The sequence below is a fragment of the Lacticaseibacillus casei DSM 20011 = JCM 1134 = ATCC 393 genome (assembly GCF_000829055.1).
Classification (GTDB): domain Bacteria; phylum Bacillota; class Bacilli; order Lactobacillales; family Lactobacillaceae; genus Lacticaseibacillus; species Lacticaseibacillus casei.
Genome location: NZ_AP012544.1, coordinates 2,351,803 through 2,372,704, shown reverse-complemented (window position 1 = coordinate 2,372,704; position 20,902 = coordinate 2,351,803). Strand labels below are relative to the sequence as shown.

Annotated in this window: 13 protein-coding genes; 11 read left to right on the top strand and 2 right to left on the bottom strand. The window is 47.3% G+C overall.

The features are described from left to right. Positions 1 to 56: 56 nt before the first annotated feature. The 4 genes from LBCZ_RS11395 (at position 57) to LBCZ_RS11380 (ending at position 3,118) form a co-directional block, all read left to right on the top strand. Complete coding sequence (locus LBCZ_RS11395) at positions 57 to 308, top strand: hypothetical protein (RefSeq protein WP_025012587.1); 252 nt, start codon at positions 57 to 59, stop codon at positions 306 to 308. A 383-nt stretch (positions 309 to 691) separates the two neighbouring features. Further along, a complete protein-coding gene (locus LBCZ_RS11390; RefSeq protein ID WP_025012588.1) occupies positions 692 to 1,234 on the top strand; it encodes a GW dipeptide domain-containing protein in 543 nt (180 codons plus the stop codon). Further along, complete coding sequence (locus LBCZ_RS11385; protein WP_158423306.1) at positions 1,204 to 2,535, top strand: GW dipeptide domain-containing protein; 1,332 nt, start codon at positions 1,204 to 1,206, stop codon at positions 2,533 to 2,535. Before LBCZ_RS11390 ends, LBCZ_RS11385 begins: the two co-directional genes overlap by 31 nt. A 106-nt stretch (positions 2,536 to 2,641) precedes the next feature. Next, the gene (locus LBCZ_RS11380) at positions 2,642 to 3,118 is read left to right on the top strand and encodes a Dps family protein (RefSeq protein ID WP_025012590.1); all 477 of its coding nucleotides are present in this window, start codon (positions 2,642 to 2,644) and stop codon (positions 3,116 to 3,118) included. A 140-nt stretch (positions 3,119 to 3,258) separates the two neighbouring features. On the opposite strand, the gene LBCZ_RS11375 is transcribed toward LBCZ_RS11380, so the two are convergent. Further along, the gene (locus tag LBCZ_RS11375) at positions 3,259 to 4,404 is read right to left on the bottom strand and encodes a CPBP family glutamic-type intramembrane protease (RefSeq protein ID WP_025012591.1); all 1,146 of its coding nucleotides are present in this window, start codon (positions 4,402 to 4,404) and stop codon (positions 3,259 to 3,261) included. A 315-nt stretch (positions 4,405 to 4,719) separates the two neighbouring features. On the opposite strand from LBCZ_RS11375, the gene LBCZ_RS11370 reads away from it, so the two are divergent. The 3 genes from LBCZ_RS11370 to LBCZ_RS11360 all read left to right on the top strand — a co-directional run bounded on the left by LBCZ_RS11370 (position 4,720) and on the right by LBCZ_RS11360 (position 9,051). Further along, complete coding sequence (locus tag LBCZ_RS11370) at positions 4,720 to 5,727, top strand: Gfo/Idh/MocA family protein (protein WP_025012592.1); 1,008 nt, start codon at positions 4,720 to 4,722, stop codon at positions 5,725 to 5,727. Between the two features lie 236 nt (positions 5,728 to 5,963). Continuing rightward, positions 5,964 to 7,481: a glycosyltransferase gene (locus LBCZ_RS11365; protein WP_025012593.1), complete on the top strand. Its 1,518-nt coding sequence runs from the start codon at positions 5,964 to 5,966 to the stop codon at positions 7,479 to 7,481. Between the two features lie 13 nt (positions 7,482 to 7,494). After that, positions 7,495 to 9,051 (top strand): glycosyltransferase family 4 protein, encoded by a 1,557-nt coding sequence (locus LBCZ_RS11360; protein ID WP_025012594.1) that lies wholly within the window; start codon positions 7,495 to 7,497, stop codon positions 9,049 to 9,051. 805 nt (positions 9,052 to 9,856) lie between these two features. Here the strand turns inward: LBCZ_RS11360 and LBCZ_RS11355 are convergent. Then, entirely contained in the window at positions 9,857 to 10,909 is a 1,053-nt protein-coding gene (locus LBCZ_RS11355) for an IS30 family transposase (RefSeq protein WP_041084699.1), read from the bottom strand. Between the two features lie 253 nt (positions 10,910 to 11,162). Between LBCZ_RS11355 and LBCZ_RS11350 the strand changes: the two genes are divergently transcribed. From LBCZ_RS11350 to LBCZ_RS11335, 4 genes are all read left to right on the top strand, one after another. Beyond that, positions 11,163 to 15,170: a Ser-Ala-175 repeat protein gene (locus LBCZ_RS11350; RefSeq protein ID WP_025012828.1), complete on the top strand. Its 4,008-nt coding sequence runs from the start codon at positions 11,163 to 11,165 to the stop codon at positions 15,168 to 15,170. Positions 15,171 to 15,290: 120 nt separating this feature from the next. Beyond that, positions 15,291 to 15,761: a hypothetical protein gene (locus LBCZ_RS11345; protein ID WP_144340548.1), complete on the top strand. Its 471-nt coding sequence runs from the start codon at positions 15,291 to 15,293 to the stop codon at positions 15,759 to 15,761. Next, positions 15,745 to 18,765, top strand: a complete 3,021-nt coding sequence (locus tag LBCZ_RS11340) for an LPXTG cell wall anchor domain-containing protein (RefSeq protein WP_025012830.1) — start codon at positions 15,745 to 15,747, stop codon at positions 18,763 to 18,765. Before LBCZ_RS11345 ends, LBCZ_RS11340 begins: the two co-directional genes overlap by 17 nt. Positions 18,766 to 18,826: 61 nt before the next feature. Then, complete coding sequence (locus tag LBCZ_RS11335) at positions 18,827 to 20,902, top strand: KxYKxGKxW signal peptide domain-containing protein (RefSeq protein WP_052253391.1); 2,076 nt, start codon at positions 18,827 to 18,829, stop codon at positions 20,900 to 20,902.

Here is a 20,902-nt window from a genome sequence, read left to right as displayed (position 1 = left end):
ATACACCAGGAGTCGTAGGTTCTAACAGCCTCCGTTAAAATCCAACGACGGCACAAGTGGCAAAAGGTATTGGGCAATTAAGCATTAAAAACTTGGAAATTCATACTGATCAAAACTACGATCCGCCAAAAAATATCGTGGCGGCGTTTTACAGGGATATCAGTCCTGTTTCACTATCCAAGATTAATGTTGATGGGAACGTTGATGTGGCAAAATCGGGTACCTATCGAATTAAGTCTTGGTTTGCTGAATATACACTAGCCAACGAGACTGATGTTGTTAGCTATACCTATGTCACGGTTCAGTAGTGGGGAATAAATAGATTTTTTAACGGTTATGATTCGGCTCAAACTAACAAAAGAAGAAAGAAGCGAATAATGCAAGAAGAGACATTGTTTTAAAAACGGTTTGGCTCTTTTTAATAACCTTAAAAACGGAGGTCCTTCGTATTGCTGATGGTTGTTATCTCATTTATTCCTCGCTAGTTTCTTGAGTGTTGTTGAGTAGCGGACGTTGATTGCTTGATTGAATTTTCGAATAATTAATTCGTAATGATAATCGATATTCTTTGTAAAGATCTATTGTAAAATAAGAAATAATGAATATTGGCTTAATAACCAATTAGATGAGTATGGAGACGAAAGAAATGTGTAATTATGTAATTTGTAAAAATTTTTAAGGAGTGATAATGATGGCTGGAAATCATTCGAAAATCACTAATCAAATTGTTAATGTTATTGTAATCATGTTAATGGCATTTTCCGGTACTTTGTTAAATGTGCCGACATTGGCACCTCAGCCAGTTCAAGCTGAAGAGAATAAAGCAGACATTTTTAAAGGCGGCCCCGCTTATGATATGCCAACAGCAACAAAGGTTAACTATCAGGCAGTTGTTAAGAGTGACTGGAATTTGCTCAATAAGTCCTTTACAGCACCTGGGTATCAAACGGTTGGCTATTACAGTTCAATAATTGGTGCCAGTTACATTGGGACAAAGGTGACAATTAGCGAGCGTGTTAAGGGGGTAATAGCGTACGCGGATCTTATTACTTTGCCATCAGGAAAATCTTACTGGGTGGATGAACGTAGTCTAACTATCACCTCAGATGTTTACCAAAACGGTCCTGCGGTGAATCTACCCAACTCAAGAGCTGTTGACTATAATGCCAAAGTAATTTCTGACTGGAATTTATGTTCAGAACCATGGCATACGTTAGCTTATTTTCTAGCGTGAATGGCAAAAATTATGTTGGACAAGCAGTTAGAGTAACTCGTGAAATTAATCTCGGTAATGGTGTAATAGCTGTTTTGGTTACATTGCCTGATGGTTATTCATACTGGGTAGATAAGAAGAGCTTAGCTATCACCTCAGATATTTATCAAAACGGCCCAGCATTAAATCTACCTAATGCGGAAATTGTTTTCTATAAAGCAAAAGTCGCTTCTGACTGGAATTTATGTTCAGAACCATGGCATACGTTAGCTTATTTTTCTAACGTGAATGGCAAAAATTATGTTGGACAAACTGTAACAGTAACTCGTGAAATTGATCGAGGTGATGGTGTAATAGCTGCTTTGGTTACATTGCCGGACAATTTCTCGTATTGGGTGGATAAAAACTCATTAGCGGTTGATTATCAAGTCTTATCCGTAGAAAAGTACCAAGTTGACAAGTCGAATCCAACGTATTGGCAGGATTTTCGAAGTGATGGTAGTAGAATATATACAATAAAACCAACAGCAACCGACTATCCAATATATCAGGACACATTTGGAAGCGGGCATGTTTTGGATGATTCAAGCAACTTGGTCGGAACATATTATTTGGCCAATGAAGAAGCAATCGTCTTAAATCCAAGTGGCAAAAAAATTACAGCTGTTCATATTTCGAATGACAACGTAAATTGGTACTGGGTTGACAAAAATGCGTTGAGTTTGGGGCAGGATGGTTACAAAACTGCTTATGAGGGGGTCACTGGAAACGGTTTGAATGGGGCAATCAAATACTGGATTGGTAATGATGATCCGTTAGCTAATGAGATTCAAATCGCCATTGATAAATGGAATTCAGAGATTCCAGGTCTCTTTGAAAAGGCCGACTCCCCATCGAATGTAAATATTAATTTTGAAGAAAAAAGTTTGGACAACCCTAATTCTTGGGCATCAACGGTACATTATGGCGCGGCAAATATTGTCACCATAGAGCTTAATACCACAGGTTCGGCAAGTCTTACAGTCAATAAATATATTGATAGCGAAGGTACTGCTAACATCATCGAACATGAAATCGGACATGCGCTTGGGTTAGGTCATTCTGGCGCGGACGGCGCTGCATGGTCATTTTATACGACCCCATCTAACTTGATGTATATAGCCTCAGATGGCAGGAGTGATAATTACAACACAATTCCAAAGACGATGGTTGATGCGATTAAATTCATTCGAAGTCTAGGATGGACTTACGTTGGCCAGCCAAATAATGTACAGTTCAGTCTCCGGCCATTCAATGGTAGCAGATGGTTTGTCATTGATTGATGATTAATTAATGTCTCCGAGCTTTTTGCTAGAACCTCACAATTCCTCTGTGCCATAATGAAGTTGTTGTTGCAAACTATGTGCCAAACACAAGGAGGAATGATTGATGTCTGATGTTAAGTACCCGCAAACCATTGACCAGCTTAACCAATTGATTGCGGATTTGATGCAGCTTCAAACAAATGTGCAACAGATTCACTGGTATATGCGCGGGCATAACTTCTTTCGTCTTCACCCATTGATGGATGATTACAAAGATCAACTAGCCGAAGCGTTGGATGCAATTGCAGAGCGGCTCATTGCTTTAGGCGGCTCACCGTATGCGACCACCCATGAGTTTATCGAACATACTGGGTTGCCTGATGAAAAGGTGGCGTTTGGCCAGTACACGCTGGTGGAGTTAATGCAACGTCTCGTTAAGCAGTTTAAGTATTTGGCTGACCAGTATCAGAAAGCCATTGAAATCACCGATCAAGAGCGCGACTTTCCAACTCAAGACATGATCAACGGGTACAAAGAAGAAACGGACAAAAATATTTGGATGTTAAACGCGTACCTTGGGAAAGGCCCGTTAGATGATTAGTTTGCCATAACGGCTTTTGATGATGACAACATAAAAACGCCGGCATACTTTTCACACGTTTATTGTGGAAGGTATGCCGGCGTTTAACATTGGGTTCAAATGGCTAGTGAGCTCTGTTTCGGCATAATCCGATCTAGGGTCTATTGCATGGTTTGGCGCCGCGGTCCAGTCAACAGCCAAACGGTCAGCCCAATCATGACAACTTCCACGATGGCTTGGAACAAATAAACCGTTATTGATCCGGTGATTGAAGCCTCAGTGTTGCTGACAACCATGCTAAGAATATCGACCGCCGCGTGGACAAGCATCGGGATACTAAAGGAGCCAACGTAAAGATGAACGGCGGCTATAAACCAGCCGAAGACAACGGCAAACTGAATCTGCGAAAGTGTATCAAACCAATTTTGTTCCCCCAAAACATTGATCAGGTGGGAAGCACCAAACAATAGACCACTTATGAAGATGCTGCCCGATAATGCCAACCGATGCCGGCCCAACCAGACTAGCAGCAAAGTTAAGACCATATAACGGTACTCCCATTCCTCGGCAATACCCGGCTCAAGTCCTTGAGTAAACCAGTTAAAGGTTAGGGGATTTGAATGCCATGACCAGATGAACAGGCTTTGAAACGAATCGTTCGTGCTAAAAGCATTCCAGAGCGTAAAGTAAATGATAAAGACAACCAGAACAATCAAGACCCCGGCTTGCATATTCGGGTTGAAACGCCAGCTAGGGAGGGGTAGCCCCCACTGACGCATGGCGATAGCGCCGACTAGCACTGAAACAATTGCCGCCAAAACGCCTGCTTCGGCAAAGCTCCAAAGAGGCGAAGCAAACGCCGATTTAGTCAAACCTTCAGTAAAAGTGGTTCCTGCGTAAATCACCATAAACGCAACCACCAGTGTTGTGATAACCCGCGTCAAATAGTGCTGGTCCGGCGTGAATAGAACTTTTGCAAATGGAACATGAGCCAGTAAAATCAGCACCGTTATCAGAATCAAACTTAAATTGCCTGGCAAAACACGCAAGAATTGCTGACCGCTGTAGAAAACAATAAGCGGATACACAATAAGCTGAATTAAAACGGCTAGCAGCTTGAATAAGCGACTGATCAAATGCTTGGGTGCCGAAATGGCGCTGACCAGTAACAAGCCACCTTCGATAATGGTTAAGACAAGCGCCCATAACCAGAACTGTGCGCCTTGGGCCGCTAGTAAATAACCGGCTGTTAATATAAGTCCCTGGACAAAGTACCACCAAAACCAGGGAGAGCTGTATGCTTTCATGTGATTAAATACCTCCTGTTGTTGTTGGTATAAATGGTAGCACAAGTCTGTACAAGGACGGTAAAATTAGGCATCGAAATCTTGATATTGTACTATCAATAAATATTTCATTGCCTATTAACATATGAGCTTTAGTTGATAGGCTCAACAATTTATCTGGTTGGTGCGGCAACCTCATTTATGAATCAAATGATCAGGAGGTGCATATCGAACACTTGACACTCATTATAAAATGCCGAATATAATAGCTTTATTAAATGTTATCTTTAGGTTATGCTGTACGCTTATACGACGTATTTTTGGAGGAGAATTCAAATGATACATTACGGTCTTATTGGCACGAACCAAGCAACAGACGATTTCGTGCAGGCAGCAAGTGTGACGAACAAATGGGAGCTCGGCGCTTTGTATGCCAGTAATGTTGATCAAGCAGATCAATATGCCAAAAAATATGGCACGAATCAGACCTTTTTTGACATTGCTGATTTTTTTAAAAACGGCAATTTTGACACAGTTTTCATTGCCTCCCCTAATGGCGATCATTTTAGCCATATTAAGCAGGCAATTCAGGCTGATAAGCATGTCATTGTGCAGCCGCCAGCTTTGACAAATCCCACTGAGTTTGCCGAGGTGGAACAGTTGTTGACCGATCATCCCCGAGCTTTATTTTTTGAAGGGGCTTATCCGATTCACATGCCAAACTTTAAAAATATTGAAACGGCAGTTGAAAAAATGACCATGATTCAAGGGGCTACTTTGGTTGCGATGCGGGAACAACCGGAATATGATGCCATTTTGGAAGGAGCCCAACCTGAAGGATTTACTTTGGCATCCTGTGGTGGCGCGTTGCAGCAAAAAGGCGTTTACGCCATTTATGCAGCTTTGAAGCTATTTGGCCGGCTAAACTCGGCAACATACTTTGCGACTGCTGTTGAAACCGGTGTTGACGGTACCGGAGTAGCTTTCCTGCAATATGACCATTTTTATGTGACGCTTCACTTTGGGTTTACCACGGATTCATATATGCCCACGGAAGTTAATGGCCACCATGAACTGATTCAGGTTGATGATTTAACCGAAATGCATCTGGTTCAGCATTATGATGCCCAAAAGAAGGTTACGCCGCTGATGTCAGCCGATTATACGTATCACTTTACTGGCGAGTTATTGGCTTTTACTGAAGTGCTGGAACACTCGTATACGGCGGAAAATCGTAAAAAGTATCGGGAATGGTTGCAGTTAGCAGAAGATGTCAACAATGTGGTGTATCATTTGCGCCAAATGGTTGGGATTAAGTTCCCGACAGATACGCCACAAAAGTAGTCTAGAGATCGACGTGGCGGTTTTTCAAACGACCTGATGACAAATTTATTTATAATATCGAGTCTTCATAATTTTGTCATCAGGATGGGTATGTTATATTAAGTTTGCGCTATATGAGAATAGCTATTGTTATATAGCCATGTTCAATTTCAAAATACAGATCAGCAGGTGATGATCGCAGGTTGTTGAACAGATGATGCTTTGCCAATATTGATTTGGGATGGTGGAGGAGAAAAATGATTTTTTTCTTGGATGAGTATTTATTACAAAAGAATTCGAGTGTTGAACACGCGGCGGCCAAACGCTTGGCTTTGTTCAAGCGATTCAACCAACCGGCTGTCATTTTGACCCGGGATTTTGATCGGCTAAGCGTGCGAACGTTGGAAAAAATGAAGCTCGCGCAAACGGATGTGTTGAACATGTTTGATTATTTTCAGCACATTCCTAGTGATATGCCGGAAAAAACGGTGCTAAACGATGAAATGAATCTGCCAACACTTGACGAGGTATCAGTTGATGCTAATCAGAGTCAAGTGACTGATGGCGATCGGCTTCGTCGGCAAGTAGGGTACATACCGGAAACCTTTGGGCACGTTTTTTACCAGAATTATTTGGATGATCAAGGCAATGAAGTCGAACGCGATTTATGGGATGCACGCGGCTTTCGGTCTGCTACACAATATTTTGGTCGTGATGGGCTGCTGACATTTGAGCGCTACTATGATTTGGATGGCAAGCCGGTCATTGAAACTTATTATGCCGGTAATCAGGCCGATCAAATGCAGCTCACTCGGGTTGTCTTGAAGGGCAAAACGATTCTTGATGATCGGGAGTTTGATGATCTGGACGGCTTGTTTACACATTTCCTAGATGAATTGGCAGATGCAGATCCGGGTGAAACCATCTTTATTAGCGACCGCCCGGGTGTTGGCGTTTTGCCATTAAGGAATATGCAGCAGGCGGCTAAAAAGTTCATTTACATTCCGATTAATCATGTCGTGAATAATGGCAATCCACAAACGAATCCCGTAGATGGTTATTTGAAACCCGCTTTTGCCGATCCAGCCAAAATCGATGGTTTCATCGTTCAAACACCAAGTCAACGTGATGCTATCGTAAAGCGGTTCCCGGCAGCAAAAGTGACAGCTATTCCAGCAGTCACGGTCGATCCCAAGGCGTTACCGCAAAAACCTACTGAAGCTACAACTGCTGTCGACAATAAAAAGTTAATGTACGTCGGCCGAATTGCTGAAGAACGGCAGCTTGACCAGATGATCCGGGCGTTGGGTTTAGTCAACAATAAGATTCCTGGCGTTGAATTGGACTTGTACGGTTATGGGGATGCTGATTACCAAAAGAAGCTTGAAGCGTTAACCAAAGACTTAAAACTTGATAAGCAGGTTCATTTTAAAGATTACGTGACTGATTTGGCTCAGCGATATGAGCAGTACACGATGCTGCTGAATACAGCGGCAACTGACGGTGGGCCGCTGGCAATCTTGGAAGCACAGACGCATGGCCTTCCGGTTATCAGCTATCGGTTCCATTACGGCCCAAGCGATGAAATTGCCAACAAAGAAGACGGGTATTTGGTTCCGCAAAATGATTTGGCAATCATGGCAAAGCTCATTGTTGATTTATTGCAACATCCGGAAAAGCGCGCGGCGTTTGGGCAAAAAGCGTTGGAAAATGTCAGCCAACGTTTGGATGAAGCCAGCGTATACAAGCAGTGGCAGCAAGTCTTAGGTCTGTAATGGAGGTTGGGTTATGTATTATTTTTTAAATGAGAATATGCAGTTTGCTAAATCAGGCATTGAAGGCGCAGAAATTCAGCGACTGAACTTATTCAATCAGCATCAAGTTCCGGCGAAAATCGTGACGCGAGTTTTTGCCATGAATCTGCATGATGTGACCACTGATGCCAAGATCAGCGACGATCATTTTGTGAATCTGTTCGATTATTTTTGCGGCACCACACATGTCGAAAAAACCGTAACCACGGTTGATGATGTCATTGCCGTTGGGGATGACATCACGCAGAAAGCCGAAGACAACAAAATCACGTATTTAAAAGACAATAAACTCTATCGGATTGCCTATTTGCGTCAAGGCGCCACCAATCCACGAGAAATCAGTAATGTTCAATACTTTGATACAACCGGTCGCACAACAAAGATGAGCTGGTGGAATTCTCGTGGCTTTCTTTGCCTGAACCAGTATTTTGACAATGCCGGTAATATCTTCCAAGAACATTATCTGGACTTGGAAGGGAACGTTAAGCTTGAAAAACTGCATTATCTCAATCGGGCAAACAAGGAGAAGTTTTCTTACAAGTTAGATGATTTTGAAGGTGTGGACTATTTGTTCGATGGCCTACATGATTTGACACGGTTTTTCTACGATCAGCTGAATAAAGTCGATGGTGGGTACAATGTGTTTATTAGCGATCGGACTACGGAGACTGGCTGGGGACTACGATATATGGAGACGACAGCATTTAAAGTGTTGCATTTACACAACAACCATTTGGCTGATGACAAAGATATCATGCATGACCGATTGAACAATTTCTATGCCAGCTCACTGAACAATCTTGATAAGTGGGACGGTATTATTGCGCCATCTTCGCAGCAGAAAAAGGACGTGGAGGCACGATGGGGAACCAAGCCGCCAGTCTTCAATATTAGGGTTGCATTTGTTAAGGCTGCGGATGTTGAAGCCAGTAAAGTGCCGTTTGCACAACGGGAAAATAATCTCGTCGTCCATGTCGCCCGCCTAGCACCAGAGAAGCAACAGGACAGTTCAATTAAAGCCTTCGAAAAAGTACTCAAAGTTATTCCTGATGCTAAGCTTGAATTGTGGGGTTACGCTAACGGTGATGTGGGTGATAAGATGCGCGCCTTAGTCAGAGAAATGCACTTAGAAGATAGTGTTTTATTTAAAGGGTACACCAGCAACATCGCAGAGGTTTACAATCGTGCCCAAGTCGGGCTATTGCCATCAAGGGCTGAGGGTTTTCCACTAACCTTAATCGAAGCTCAGTCGCATGGATTACCCATGATCGCAAACGATATTCACTATGGGCCGGCAGACATTCTCGAAGATGGTAAAAGCGGCATTCTGACTAAAAACGGCGATAATGATGGCTTGGCAGACGCCATCATTGATTTGCTTACGCATAAGGACAAGCTGGCAGCCTTCAGTGAGGAAGCTTATCAAAATGCGTTGCGCTTTACGGACGATAATACGTTTGAACAATGGCAGACGCTGTTCGACTACGCCGCGAAAAAGCGTGCAAAAGTGTTGGCAGCAGAAGCACTATAATTTCAAAATTTAGAACCCTTAGAATTGAATTGTTAACGTATGGAAGAGATGGCGATGACCATCTCTTTTTTTACCTTAAAATTTGAGGCGAATGAGTAAGCAACTAGAATTCGAAAGCAGCTAGATTGAATGCATCAAGAATTCCAGATAGTCAAAAAATTGAAAAAATAACATTCAACTAAGATTCTGATATTTTAGATTTTAAAATATTAATAATTATAAAATAGTGGCGTTAGTGGACTTTTTAAGAATCTTTGAGAACTCAAAAAATCGTAAAAGGTTCATAAATAGCCAATAAAAGGCTGACATTGTCAACTTTTGACAATATTTTTTAAAGTAAATAACACGTTGTCAAAATACTGAAAAATCTTTTTATAACATTGGAGTTGTGATGGTATGAGAAATGTTATAACATGTGAATGTGTCAAAATAACAGGCATAATATCTGGGGGTGATCGTAATTACAGGCAAATGAATAGTGACTTGCCTGTCATCAAATTTTAAGCGAAACCACAAATGCAATCATCAAGCTGTCTGACGTATACCAGCTCTTGGGTGGGTTGCTGTGGGCTTGCTGATCGCCAAATGCTAGCAATATTGGTCATGCTAGAACGCCAATACCTGACTAGCCTTTTTCGGATTTTAAAACATCACGTAAGACTAATGGTGGTCGGCCGGCTTAAGTCGGTATTTCAGCAGCTTTTGTAAAAAATGGTAAACGTAAATTGCAAGAACAAGTTAGCCAGTCGTTGAGGACAATCCCAGAACAGGCCGTTATCAAATAGAAGTTGTGGCGCTAGAGAGACTACTGGGCCATGCGGCGAACGCGCCGAGCTTCGGCCTCAAAGTTTTGCTGGGGTGTGCAGTAGCCCTGTTGTTTGCGAGGCAACTGATTCAAGCGGTCTTGCGTGGCCTGCACTTGACTAGGGCTAATGTCATCTAGGGACATGCCCTTAGGGAAGTCCTGGCGGATCATCCGGTTATGTGCCTCGTTGGTGCCACGGTCGCAGGACGTGTAAGGATGGGCGTAGAAGATCTCAGTTTCCGTCCCAGCAAAAGCAGTATTTAAGGCGGTGAACTCGGGTCCGTTGTCGGCTGTGATGGTCTTGATGCAAGCTCCCCATTCGCGCTTGATTCCACGCAATGCATAGCTCACAGAGTCTGCATCTCGTCCTTCGATCAAGCGGAGAAGTTGGCAACGGGTCTTGCGCTCAATCAGAGTCAAGATGACGCTCTCCTTGCCATTGCGTTTACCGACAATGGTATCCATCTCCCAGTGACCGAACTGCCTGCATCGTTCAACGACCTTAGGCCGTTCCTCGATACTGCGGCCAGCCAGGCGCTTAGCCTTGGTGTGGTGCTGGTGAGAGGTCTTCCGCTTAGTCTTCTCCAACAGGTCGATATTTCGAATCTCTAGGCGTTGGTCGTCAATGTGCTGGTACAAAGTCGAGGCACAAACAAGCTCTTCAGGAGTAAACAGCTTGTGTCGCTTGGCATAGCCGATTGAAGCATCCGGCGACCATTTGTCCTGCTTAGCTCGCTGTACGTACCAGGCTAAGAAGACCTGTACGCTGGCGAACTTGTCAGGACGATGGCAGCTCAAGCGTGCAGTCTCGTAACGTGCCTGAGCAGCCTCTGGCAGGTATTGTCGATGGTAGACGCGCTTGCCATTACTCTTCTTGACCTGATCTACTGTACCTCGCTTGATTTCATTATTAATGGTCTGCGGGCAGACGCCAATTTCAGCAGCAATCCAACGATTGGACTTCCCAGCTTGGCGGAATCCGGCCACTTTTCCGCGCTCGAGTGATGTTAAGTGCTGACCTTTTTGGCGGTGTGTGCTATCCTGTTTCTGCATCAAGACAATATCCTCTTCCATTGTTTGTGTAGGAACTTCAATGATACAGGATATCTGTTCTTGATGTTTTTTATTGTCCAAAAAATTTTGAGACAGTGGCTAACTTGATTCTAAAATGCGCGAAAAAATGGTAAATCGAACTTGAGACTCGATTTTGCCACTGGACCACAGATTTATGCGACATCGTTTTCACATTTTTAATCAAGAATGTGGTCAATGGTGTCCCAATTTTTTAATTAAGTGGGGCGAGCAAATGGAAAAGTTCAATAAAAAGCAGAAGCTCGTAAAGAAAAATACGAACTTCAAAATGTATAAGGCGGGGAAGCGTTGGGTATTTGCTTATAGTATCCTTGCGTTCTTAGCCGGCGGTGCTGGCGTCGCTATTTCTGAATCGGCGCCGGTTCATGCGGACTCGAATGTTGAGCAGTCCATTGCGGCAGCGGCGGCACTCAGCAATACTTCGACGCCAACATCATCTGTTGCACAACAATCAGCAGCTTCCAGCGCGCAGAGTCGTGCGCCGCAAAGTGCGGTTGCCCAACAGAGTCAGGCTAATGATGCTGCAATTCAGGCAAGCGTTCAGGTAGCTTCCCAGGCACAAGCTGCTGCACCAAGTTCAGCAGCTGCTACCAATGTGCAGACACAAAGTACGGCGTCACAGGTGCAAACAGCAACGACTCCGGCATCTGCGTCGGCTTCATCAGCAGCTGCAAGTTCAGCAACTGCAAACCCAGTAGCCGCAAGCTCGGTTACGCTGGCTTCGGGGTCTGTCGCGAGTGATAGCGGTGATTTTCCCAAATCGCTGACCATGGATCAAAATGGCGATAAGTCTGTTTTGATGACTGCCAACAACTTGACGATTCATGCGGGGGACGCAGCTTTCAAGAGCGCCTTTCCTGACAATGCGGTCGCGAGTGCTGCAACACAAGGCGAACAACTTGTAACCTTTGACTTAGGTAATGGGGTGACGCTCAGTGCAAGCTTAGCGGAAGGTGTCATTGACTATTCACAGACAACCGATGTCGGGGATGGCCAGTTTCATGGGCCATTTGCGGCAATCACGCCTTTACCTAAGATCAGCACAGAGCTTGCCAAGCAAGTTGGCCGTCCGGAGACGGATGCCAATATTCCCGTATGGAACAGTGTTGAAGACTATAACAAGCCGGGGACGTATGCAGTTGTTTATACCGTTCAAGCTGCACAAGCAACCGGTGCAACAGAATTTGTCGGAGCCTTTACAGGGTATTTCTTTATTCGGGTTATCCCAGCTACAGATACAACGAAACCAACTTCTGATGCTTCTACAGCAAGCACTTCAGCAAGCCAAGCAACGGTGACGGCAAATTCGGCCGCTGATATTGCAAACACGGCAAGTACAGCTGCCAGTTCTGCGTACGTCTATACCTCTGGCGCTACATCAAGACATCCAGATAACAAGGACCTAGCAGATCTCAATAGTGTTGCGTCTGCTGCTAACACTAAGACAGCAGGACTTGCGTCAGCAGCAGCTAGTGACGCTGCAGGCGCTAAGGGACTGGCTACTTCGGTTGCGGATGCAAATAAGGCGGTTGAGAGTGCAGTTGCTCAAGTAGACGCGGCCAATAAAGCCGGCGACTATGATGCTGCTGGTTCGTATGCTAACGAAGCAGCAAAAGCAGCAAGTAACGCCTCGTCACTTGCTGCCAAAGCAAATGAACAAGCTGCGAAAGCCTTGCAGGAAGCCAATGATGCAGCTGACGCCGCCAAGGTTGCGACCGATGCCATGAACAAAGCTAAGACAATTGGCGCAGCAGCGGATGCAAAAGACTTTGCGAGTGATGCTAAGAAATCCGCAGATGCGGCCTCTGATTCAGCAAGCCAAGCAAGCACTGACGCTAAGAAGTATCCTTCTGACACTTTGATTTCTAATGCTGCAAGTACCGCCTCTTCTGCGACGGCTAAAGCGTCTGATGCTGCAACTCAAGCGTCTGATGCTGCAAAGAATGGCAATGAATCTGCTGCTTCCAATGCAGCGAGTGACGCGGCGAGCGACGCAAAAATTGCTTCTGATGCAGCTGCCACGGCTCATAGCCAGGCAAATGCCAATGAGGCGCGAGGCTATGCTGACAATGCTAAAGCTTCTGCAAATCAAGCCTCGACATCTGCAAGTCAGGCAGATGATTTTGCCAAAAAGTATCCTTCTGATGCGAAGGTTTCCGCGGCTGCTGCCAAAGCAGACACCGCTGCCAAGGTAGCTTCTGATGCAGCTAAGGCTGCTGATGAAGCCGCTTCAAAGACCGATCGGCATACTGCATTCAGTCAGGCTGCTATTGCTTTCCAAGCGGCCGCAACTGCATCTGATGCAGCGGCTGAAGCGGCAAAAGCAGCGTCTGCAGCATCAGATGCGAACAGCAGTGCTGCCGTTAGCGATGCCGGAAAATTTGCAGATGCAGCTAAGAAGTCTGCAGATGATGCTGCTACCTCCGCTAAGCAGGCAGGATCAACGAAAGATAAGTATCCAAGCGATCCACTGATTGTTCATGCTGCGGATACCGCAAGCAGTGCTGCAGCTAAAGCTTCCGATGCTGCTACAGCGGCCGCAACCGCCGCCAAGAACGGCAACGTTTCTGGAGCATCTGACGCGGCTAATCAGGCTGCTGGATTTGCAAAGGATGCTTCCGATGCTGCAAGCTTGGCTACAAGTGAAGCTAATGTGGTGCGAGCAAAAGAACTGGCTGGTCAGGCAAAGAATTCTGCTGACCAAGCCGCGGCCTCTGCGACTAAAGCAGAAGGTTATGCAAAACAATATCCTTCCGATGCTGCAATTTCTAAAGCCACAAGTACTGCGACCTCTGCCGCCGCTGTTGCATCCACTGCAGCAAGTGATGCAGCAACCGCCGCAAAGAGTGGTGATGTGCCAACCGCACTTGAGAAGGCTTATGAGGCTGCCAACGCTGCTCAGGTAGCTAGTGCAGCTGCCAGTGACGCTGCGAAGGCAGCTGCTGCATACGGTGACGGTGGCAATGATAATGGCGGCAGCACTTCTAATTCGCAGGCAGGTATCTATGCCGATGCTGCTCGAAAAGCTGCCAATGCCGCATCTGATTCTGCAAAACAGGCGGAAGCAAATCACAACAAGTACCCTTCTGATAGCGCTGTCTCTACTGCAGCAAGCACAGCAAGTTCAGCGGCTGCCGACGCTGCAAAAGCAGCTGATGCTGCAAGTGATGCTGCCAAAACGGGGGATGTTGCAAAAGCAAGTAATGCCGCAAGTACAGCAGAAAGTGATGCGCGCATTGCTTCCGATGCTGCTAACACAGCGGCTAAAGCTGCAGAAGCTGCAAGTCAGGCTGCTTCTAAGGCTGCCAGTGATGCTGCCAAAGCAGCGGCAAATGATGCTGCCAAGGCCAGTGACGCAGCCAAGAATGCTGCAAACGATGCCGCTAACAACAAGTCTGATGCCAGTATCCAAAGTGATGCAGACAAAGCAAGCGCGGCAGCAAGCCAAGCAAGCACTGCAGCAGCCAAAGCAAGTGATGCCGCAAGCAAAGGCGATAGTTCTACGGCTTCAAAAGCGGCTGCGGACGCTTCGAACGCTGCCAAGACAGCAAACGACGCAGCCAGTGATGCTGCCAACAATAAGTCTGATGCCAATATCCAAAGTGATGCGGATACGGCAAGCACAGCAGCTAGTGCCGCAAATTCAGCAGCTGCAAAGGCAAGTGATGCCGCAAGCAAGGGTGACAGTGCAACTGCCTCAAAAGCGGCCGCGGATGCTTCAAACGCCGCCAAGACGGCACGTGACGCAGCCAGTGACGCTGCATCACGCGCAGCAGCCAATGCGGCGAAAGCAGCGGCAGATGATGCTGCCAAAGCTAGCGACGCGGCTAAGAAGGCTGCGAGTGACGCTGCAGGCAACAAGTCTGATGCCAATATCCAAAGTGATGCAGACAAAGCAAGGGCGATAGTTCTACGGCTTCAAAAGCGGCTACGGACGCTTCGAACGCTGCCAAGACAGCAAACGACGCAGCTAGCGATGCTGCATCACGCGCGGCAAACAATGCAGCAAAAGCAGCGGCAGATGATGCAGCCAAAGCTAGCGATGCAGCTAAGAAAGCTGCGAGTGACGCTGCGAACAACCCGTCTGATGCCAATATCCAAAGTGACGCGGACAAAGCAAATGCAGCAGCAAGCCAGGCAAGTACAGCAGCAGCCAAGGCAAGTGACGCTGCAAGCAAAGGTGACAGTTCCACGGCTGGCAAAGCAGCCAATGACGCTTTAAACGCTGCAAAGACAGCGAATGAAGCCGCAAGTGATGCTGCATCACGCGCAGCGAACAATGCAGCAAAAGCAGCGGCAGATGATGCAGCCAAAGCTAGCGATGCGGCCAAGAAGGCTGCGAGTGACGCTGCGAACAACCCGTCTGATGCCAATATCCAAAGTGACGCGGACAAGGCAAATGCCGCGGCAAGCCAGGCAAGTACAGCAGCTGCCAAGGCGAGTGACGCTGCAAGCAAAGGCGATAGTTCTACGGCTTCAAAAGCGGCCACGGATGCTTCGAATGCTGCCAAGGCAGCGACTGACGCGGCTAGTGATGCTGCATCACGTGCAGCAAGCAATGCCGCTAAAGCTGCAGCCGATGACGCAGCCAAAGCGAGTGATGCTGCTGCCAGTGCCGCTTCAAATGCTTTTGATAATCCGTCAGATGCCAATATCCAAAACGATGCAAATAACGCAAGCGCTGCAGCAAGCACAGCAAGTTCAGCTGCTGCCAAAGCGAGTGATGCCGCTCGTAATGGCGATAGTTCGACAGCTGCTAAAGCGGCCACGGACGCTTCAAACGCAGCTAATGCTCAGTGAAGGCTGCGAGTGACGCTGCATCGCGTGCGGCAAACAATGCCGCATCCGATGCTCACAAATCGGCTGACGCAGCCTCTGATTCAGCGAGTCAGGCAAGCGACTTTGCAAATAATTATCCTGACAATGCTGCTGTTTCAAATGCTGCCAAGAAAGCGGCTGATGCCGCAGCCGATGCTGCAAAAGCAGCCAAAGATGCTGACAGTGCTGCCAAGAACCATGATGCAGCTAGTGCTTCTGAAGCGGCCAAACGCGCAGCAAATGCTGCCGCGAAAGCAGCAAATGCTGCAAACGACGCAGCAAAAGCAGCACAACGAGCTTCTGAAGCAGCTTCTCAGGCAGCTACAGAATATGCTGATGATGCGCATAGTTCAGCAAACGATGCCGCAGCCGCTGCAAGCCAGGCAAGCGATTACGCCAACAAGTATCCTGATGATGCGGCTGTTTCAACTGCTTACAAGAAAGCTTCTGATGCTGCGACCGATGCCGCCAAAGCTGCTCAAGCAGCTGACAAGGCAGCTAAGAGTGGTAATGTTTCAGACGCATCTGATGCAGCAAGTCGTGCAGCGGACGATGCGTTGAAAGCATCCAATGCCGCAAACGACGCGGCCAAGGCTGGCGCAAAAGCCTCTGAAGCAGCATTGAATGCTGCAAAAGGTTACGCAGATAATGCACACAGTTCAGCGAATGATGCTTCCGACTCAGCAACTCAGGCTAATGATTATGCAAGCAAGTATCCTGACGATTCTGCTGTTTCAAATGCTGCCAAGAAAGCATCTGACGCTGCAGCTGATGCGGCCAAGGCTGCTCAAGCCGCTGACACAGCTGCCAAGAGTGGCAATGTGGCGGAAGCATCCGATGCAGCAAGTCGTGCCGCGGATGATGCTTTGAAGGCTTCTAATGCGGCAAATGATGCAGCCAAGGCAGCCGCCAAAGCTGCTCAAGATGCTGACGTGGCTGCTAAGAGTGGCAACGTTGCTGATGCGTCGAACGCGGCAAGTCGTGCAGCAGATGATGCTGTAAGGGCTTCTAATGCAGCAAATGATGCGGCCAAGGCAGCAGCCAAGGCCTCTCAAGCTGCATTGAACGCGGCTAAGGATTACGCAGCTAACGCCCACAGTTTTGCAAATCAGGCATCTGATTCAGCAAATCAGACAAGTGATTACGCTAATAAGTACCGTGATAATGCAGTTATTGCTGATGCGCTCAAGCAGGCGTCCGCTGCCGCCGCTGATGCTGCCAAAGCGGCACAAGATGCTGATACAGCTGCCAAGACTGGCGATGTATCAGCTGCCTCAAACGCAGCAAGTCGTGCTGAAGCCGATGCTGTGAAAGCGGCCAATGCGGCAAAGGATGCCGCGAAGGCCGCTTCGTCAGCCGGCGATACTGGCACAAGCACAGCCGCAAATGGTTATGCCGATGCTGCAAATAAGTCTGCTAAAGATGCAGCTGATTCTGCTAAGCAAACTGGTTCATATGCAAATGAATATCCAAATGACAAGACGATTGCGGACGCAAACAAGACTGCTTCCGATGCTGCCAGTCATGCGGCTGATGCTGCCAAAACTGCTGAACAAGCAGCTAAAGCAGGCGATGCAAGCAAGGCTAGTGATGCAGCGAATGTAGCAGCTAGTGATGCCAAGACGGCAAGTGATGCGGCACGGACAGCTGCTCAGGAGGCAGCTAACAATGCTGCCAAAGCTGCCGCCAACGATGCCGCGAAAGCAAGCGATGCCGCGAAGAATGCTGCAAATGATGCGAAGAACAACCCTTCTGATGCGGCCATCAATAGTGACGCCGCTAAAGCGAGTGATGCAGCATCTAAGGGTGACGCATCTGCAGCCTCTCAAGCAGCAAGTGACGCAGCTCAGGCAACAAGTACAGCAACCGACGCGGCGAATGACGCCGCCTCTAAAGCTGCTAGCAATGCTGCTGCGGCGCAAGATTATGCTGGCGCAGCAGCCAAGGCTGCAGAAACTGCTAAACAGTCCGCGGCCTTGGCCTCTGATGCAGCAGCATCCACTGCCGCTATTGCAAAGAATGATCCGAATAATAAGCAAATCGCATACTTGAATACTGATGCATCGACGGCTAGTTCAAATGCTGCATCTTATGCAACAGATGCCGCGACCAATGCAAATTCAGCCAAAATTGCTCAGTCCTTAGCTGGCGTCTTTAAAGAAGCTGGCAAAGCTGATGAAGCTGCTAAGTACACAGCAGCTGCTAAGCGATACGCCGATGCTGCGATTGCTGATGCTAACAATGCTGCAAATGCGGCAAGTCGTGCTGAAGCTGATCGCGATCTTGCTAAGGATCTTGCTACTCAAGCTAACAATGGCGCACTTCCTGATACTAATGGCAATGGTAATGGTACCAATAGCGGTAACAATGCCAGTGGTAACGGGAATGGTACAAATGGTTCCGGTACTAATAGCAATGCTGCTAATAATGGCAACGGTTCGAACGGTAGTAGTGACAACGGACAAGGAACCGGTAATAACGGTACGGGTACTGGCACTGATGCTAATCACAATGGTAGCAATGGCACTAATAACGAAAATGGTTCGAACGGTAATGGGAACAACGGCCAAGGAACCGGCGCTAATGGTACGGGTACTGGCGCTGATGCTAATCACAATGGTACCAATAGTGGCAACGGTTCGAACAGTAATGGTAGCAACGGTCAAGGAACCGGTACTAATGGTACGGGTGCTAATACGACCAACAATGGTGGTAGTGGAACCAATGGTACTGGAACTGGTCTGAATGGCAATGGCACGAATGGTAGTGGTTCAACAACCGGTGCCAACAGTGTGGGTAAATTGTCAGCAACCGGTGTTACGAATGGATCAACCGCAAACAATGGAAATCAGTTTGGCAATGGTTCTACTAGTGGCGACCATTCACTACCACAAACAGGCGAAGACGAAGCTACAGGCGCTATTGCGTTAGCCGGCGTTAGCTTGATGGCTGCATTATCTCTTTACGGTGCAACACGTCACCGTCGTCATGAAGCGTAATGTGGTCTGAATTTGCTTGAATGAACTAAGGGCAAACAATGAAAAAGTGGGGCCGAATCATATGAAGAAAAATTTACAAAGACAAAGGGGGAACGAAAAAGCGCAGATTAAAAATACGCATTTTCGTTCTTGGAAGAAAGGCAAGAAGTGGTTATTCGCTTCTTCGCTGGTGGTTTCAATTATCGGTGCGGGTGCCTTAGAATCAGGGAAAACAGTTAAGGCCGACGTCACAACCGACACGATTCAAGTGGCACAGCAAGTTGACCAGGCTGCAGCAAGTGCTAAAGCTGCTTCATCGGCGGCTGTCCAAAGTGAGGCTTCAGCGGAGACAACTAAAAACGTTGAGCAGCCTTCTGCGCCATCAGTGGCAACAGAGACAGTCAAAGCAGTGGAAAGTTCTGCAGCAGCGCCAGTCGCAACTTCGACACAGGCGCCGAGTGCAGCAGCTTCACAAGCTACTGTTGCAACGGCTGCAACACCTGCACCTGCAAACAGTGGCGCAGCAACTACGACCAATGCGGCATCCTCCGCTGCTGCGGTTGCCGCTACAAAGGCAGGAATGGACTTTGCAGCATCAATTGATGCCACAACAGCAAGTTCCAGTGCACCAACATCGCAACAATTTGCTGATCTCTTATCATCCGCGGCATCTTACGCGAAAACGCCGGCTGGCAGTGCTGCTTTTGCCCAGCTTGGCGATAAGCTCCAGAGTGCAGCAAGTCTTTTGAGTGAAGCTGGCTCGTTGGCGAATGATCCTGCTGTTTTGGCTTTTAAGAAACAGCTATCAGATGCAGCTGCTGATCCTGCCAAGCAACGGGCATTGATTGCGGAATTTAACACAACGTCACAAGGCAAGGCGTTAAATTCGTTAGCAGCCGTCAAAGCATCGTTAGAATCATTGGCAAGTAAGCCCGAAGCAAAAGCAATGCTGAACTCGCTGTCATCGAGTATTTCAGCGGCATCAGCTAACGCTACTAAAAAAGCAGCCGCTAATTCTGCTGCTGTCGCTGAGTTCATGAAAACCGATGCCGGCAAGAAACTTCTTGATGAAGCTAAGCTGGCAGCCGATTCGGGTGCTGCTCAGAGTTCTGCGGCTGTGACGGCATATCTGCAGACTGCTGATGGTAAGGCATTATTGGAAACCTTGAAGTCGTATGCAGATATTCCTGAGTTTGCCGCGTTCAGCAAAGCCATGACGGCAGCAGAAAAGGCTTCCGATGCGACAGCCATTCAATCCTTAGCTGCATCGTTCTTTGCAACAGATATCGGTAAGGCTTTTGCCGATGATTTGCAGAAATACGAAGCCAAGGATTCTTATAAGGCGATGACCAAGCAAATTAATGATGCACAGGATGCCGTTGCCAATGAGCTGAAGTCGTCCATCTCGAAGGCAAGCATGTCAACTTCACTCGCTGGGTTTGACTTGGGCGGGATTGTGAGTGGCATTACCGGAACGATCTGGAATGTCGTTTCATGGCTGGCGACGAATATCAACCCAGTGCGACTTGTTCCGGATCTGACGGGACTTGGTGAAATCGGTAAGTTTGTTGAATCGTTGGTTGGCGGTGCCATTGGTAGTACGTTCTATGGCACAATCGCAACGGCTGTAGGGGGCTTTGGTGCTTATCTGGTTGCGGGGATTCCCCGAACCATTCTGAACTCAATCCTTGGATTAATTCCGATCGTTGGGATGGTTGCCAATCCAAGTACGGCCGGTGACCTTGGTTGGGCTCCTGGCATCACGGGCTGGCTAACCGGGTTGATTGGTGCTCCACTTGGTGCTTATTATGGGGCCACCTCAGGGCCAGGATTAGCTGATAAAGATGGCAATCTTGATACTATTGTCAGCGGGACAGCCTTAGGATCTGCCATCGGTGCACTTGTCGGTGAAACTTTAGGCGACTGGATTATCTCATTCCCTATTGGCACGCTTGTTGATGGGATTGCAGGTTTCATCGGTGGTGTTATCGGTGTTATCGGCCTTGGGATTATTGTTGATCCAATCATGTTATTTGTAGTTGGTTGGATCACTGCCTTGACGGATACGATTGCAACGCTGGTTGGGACACCAATCGGATCAGTTATAGGCGGTGCCATTGGTGTGGAATCGGTGCGGTCGCAAGCCTACTTGGTTTGA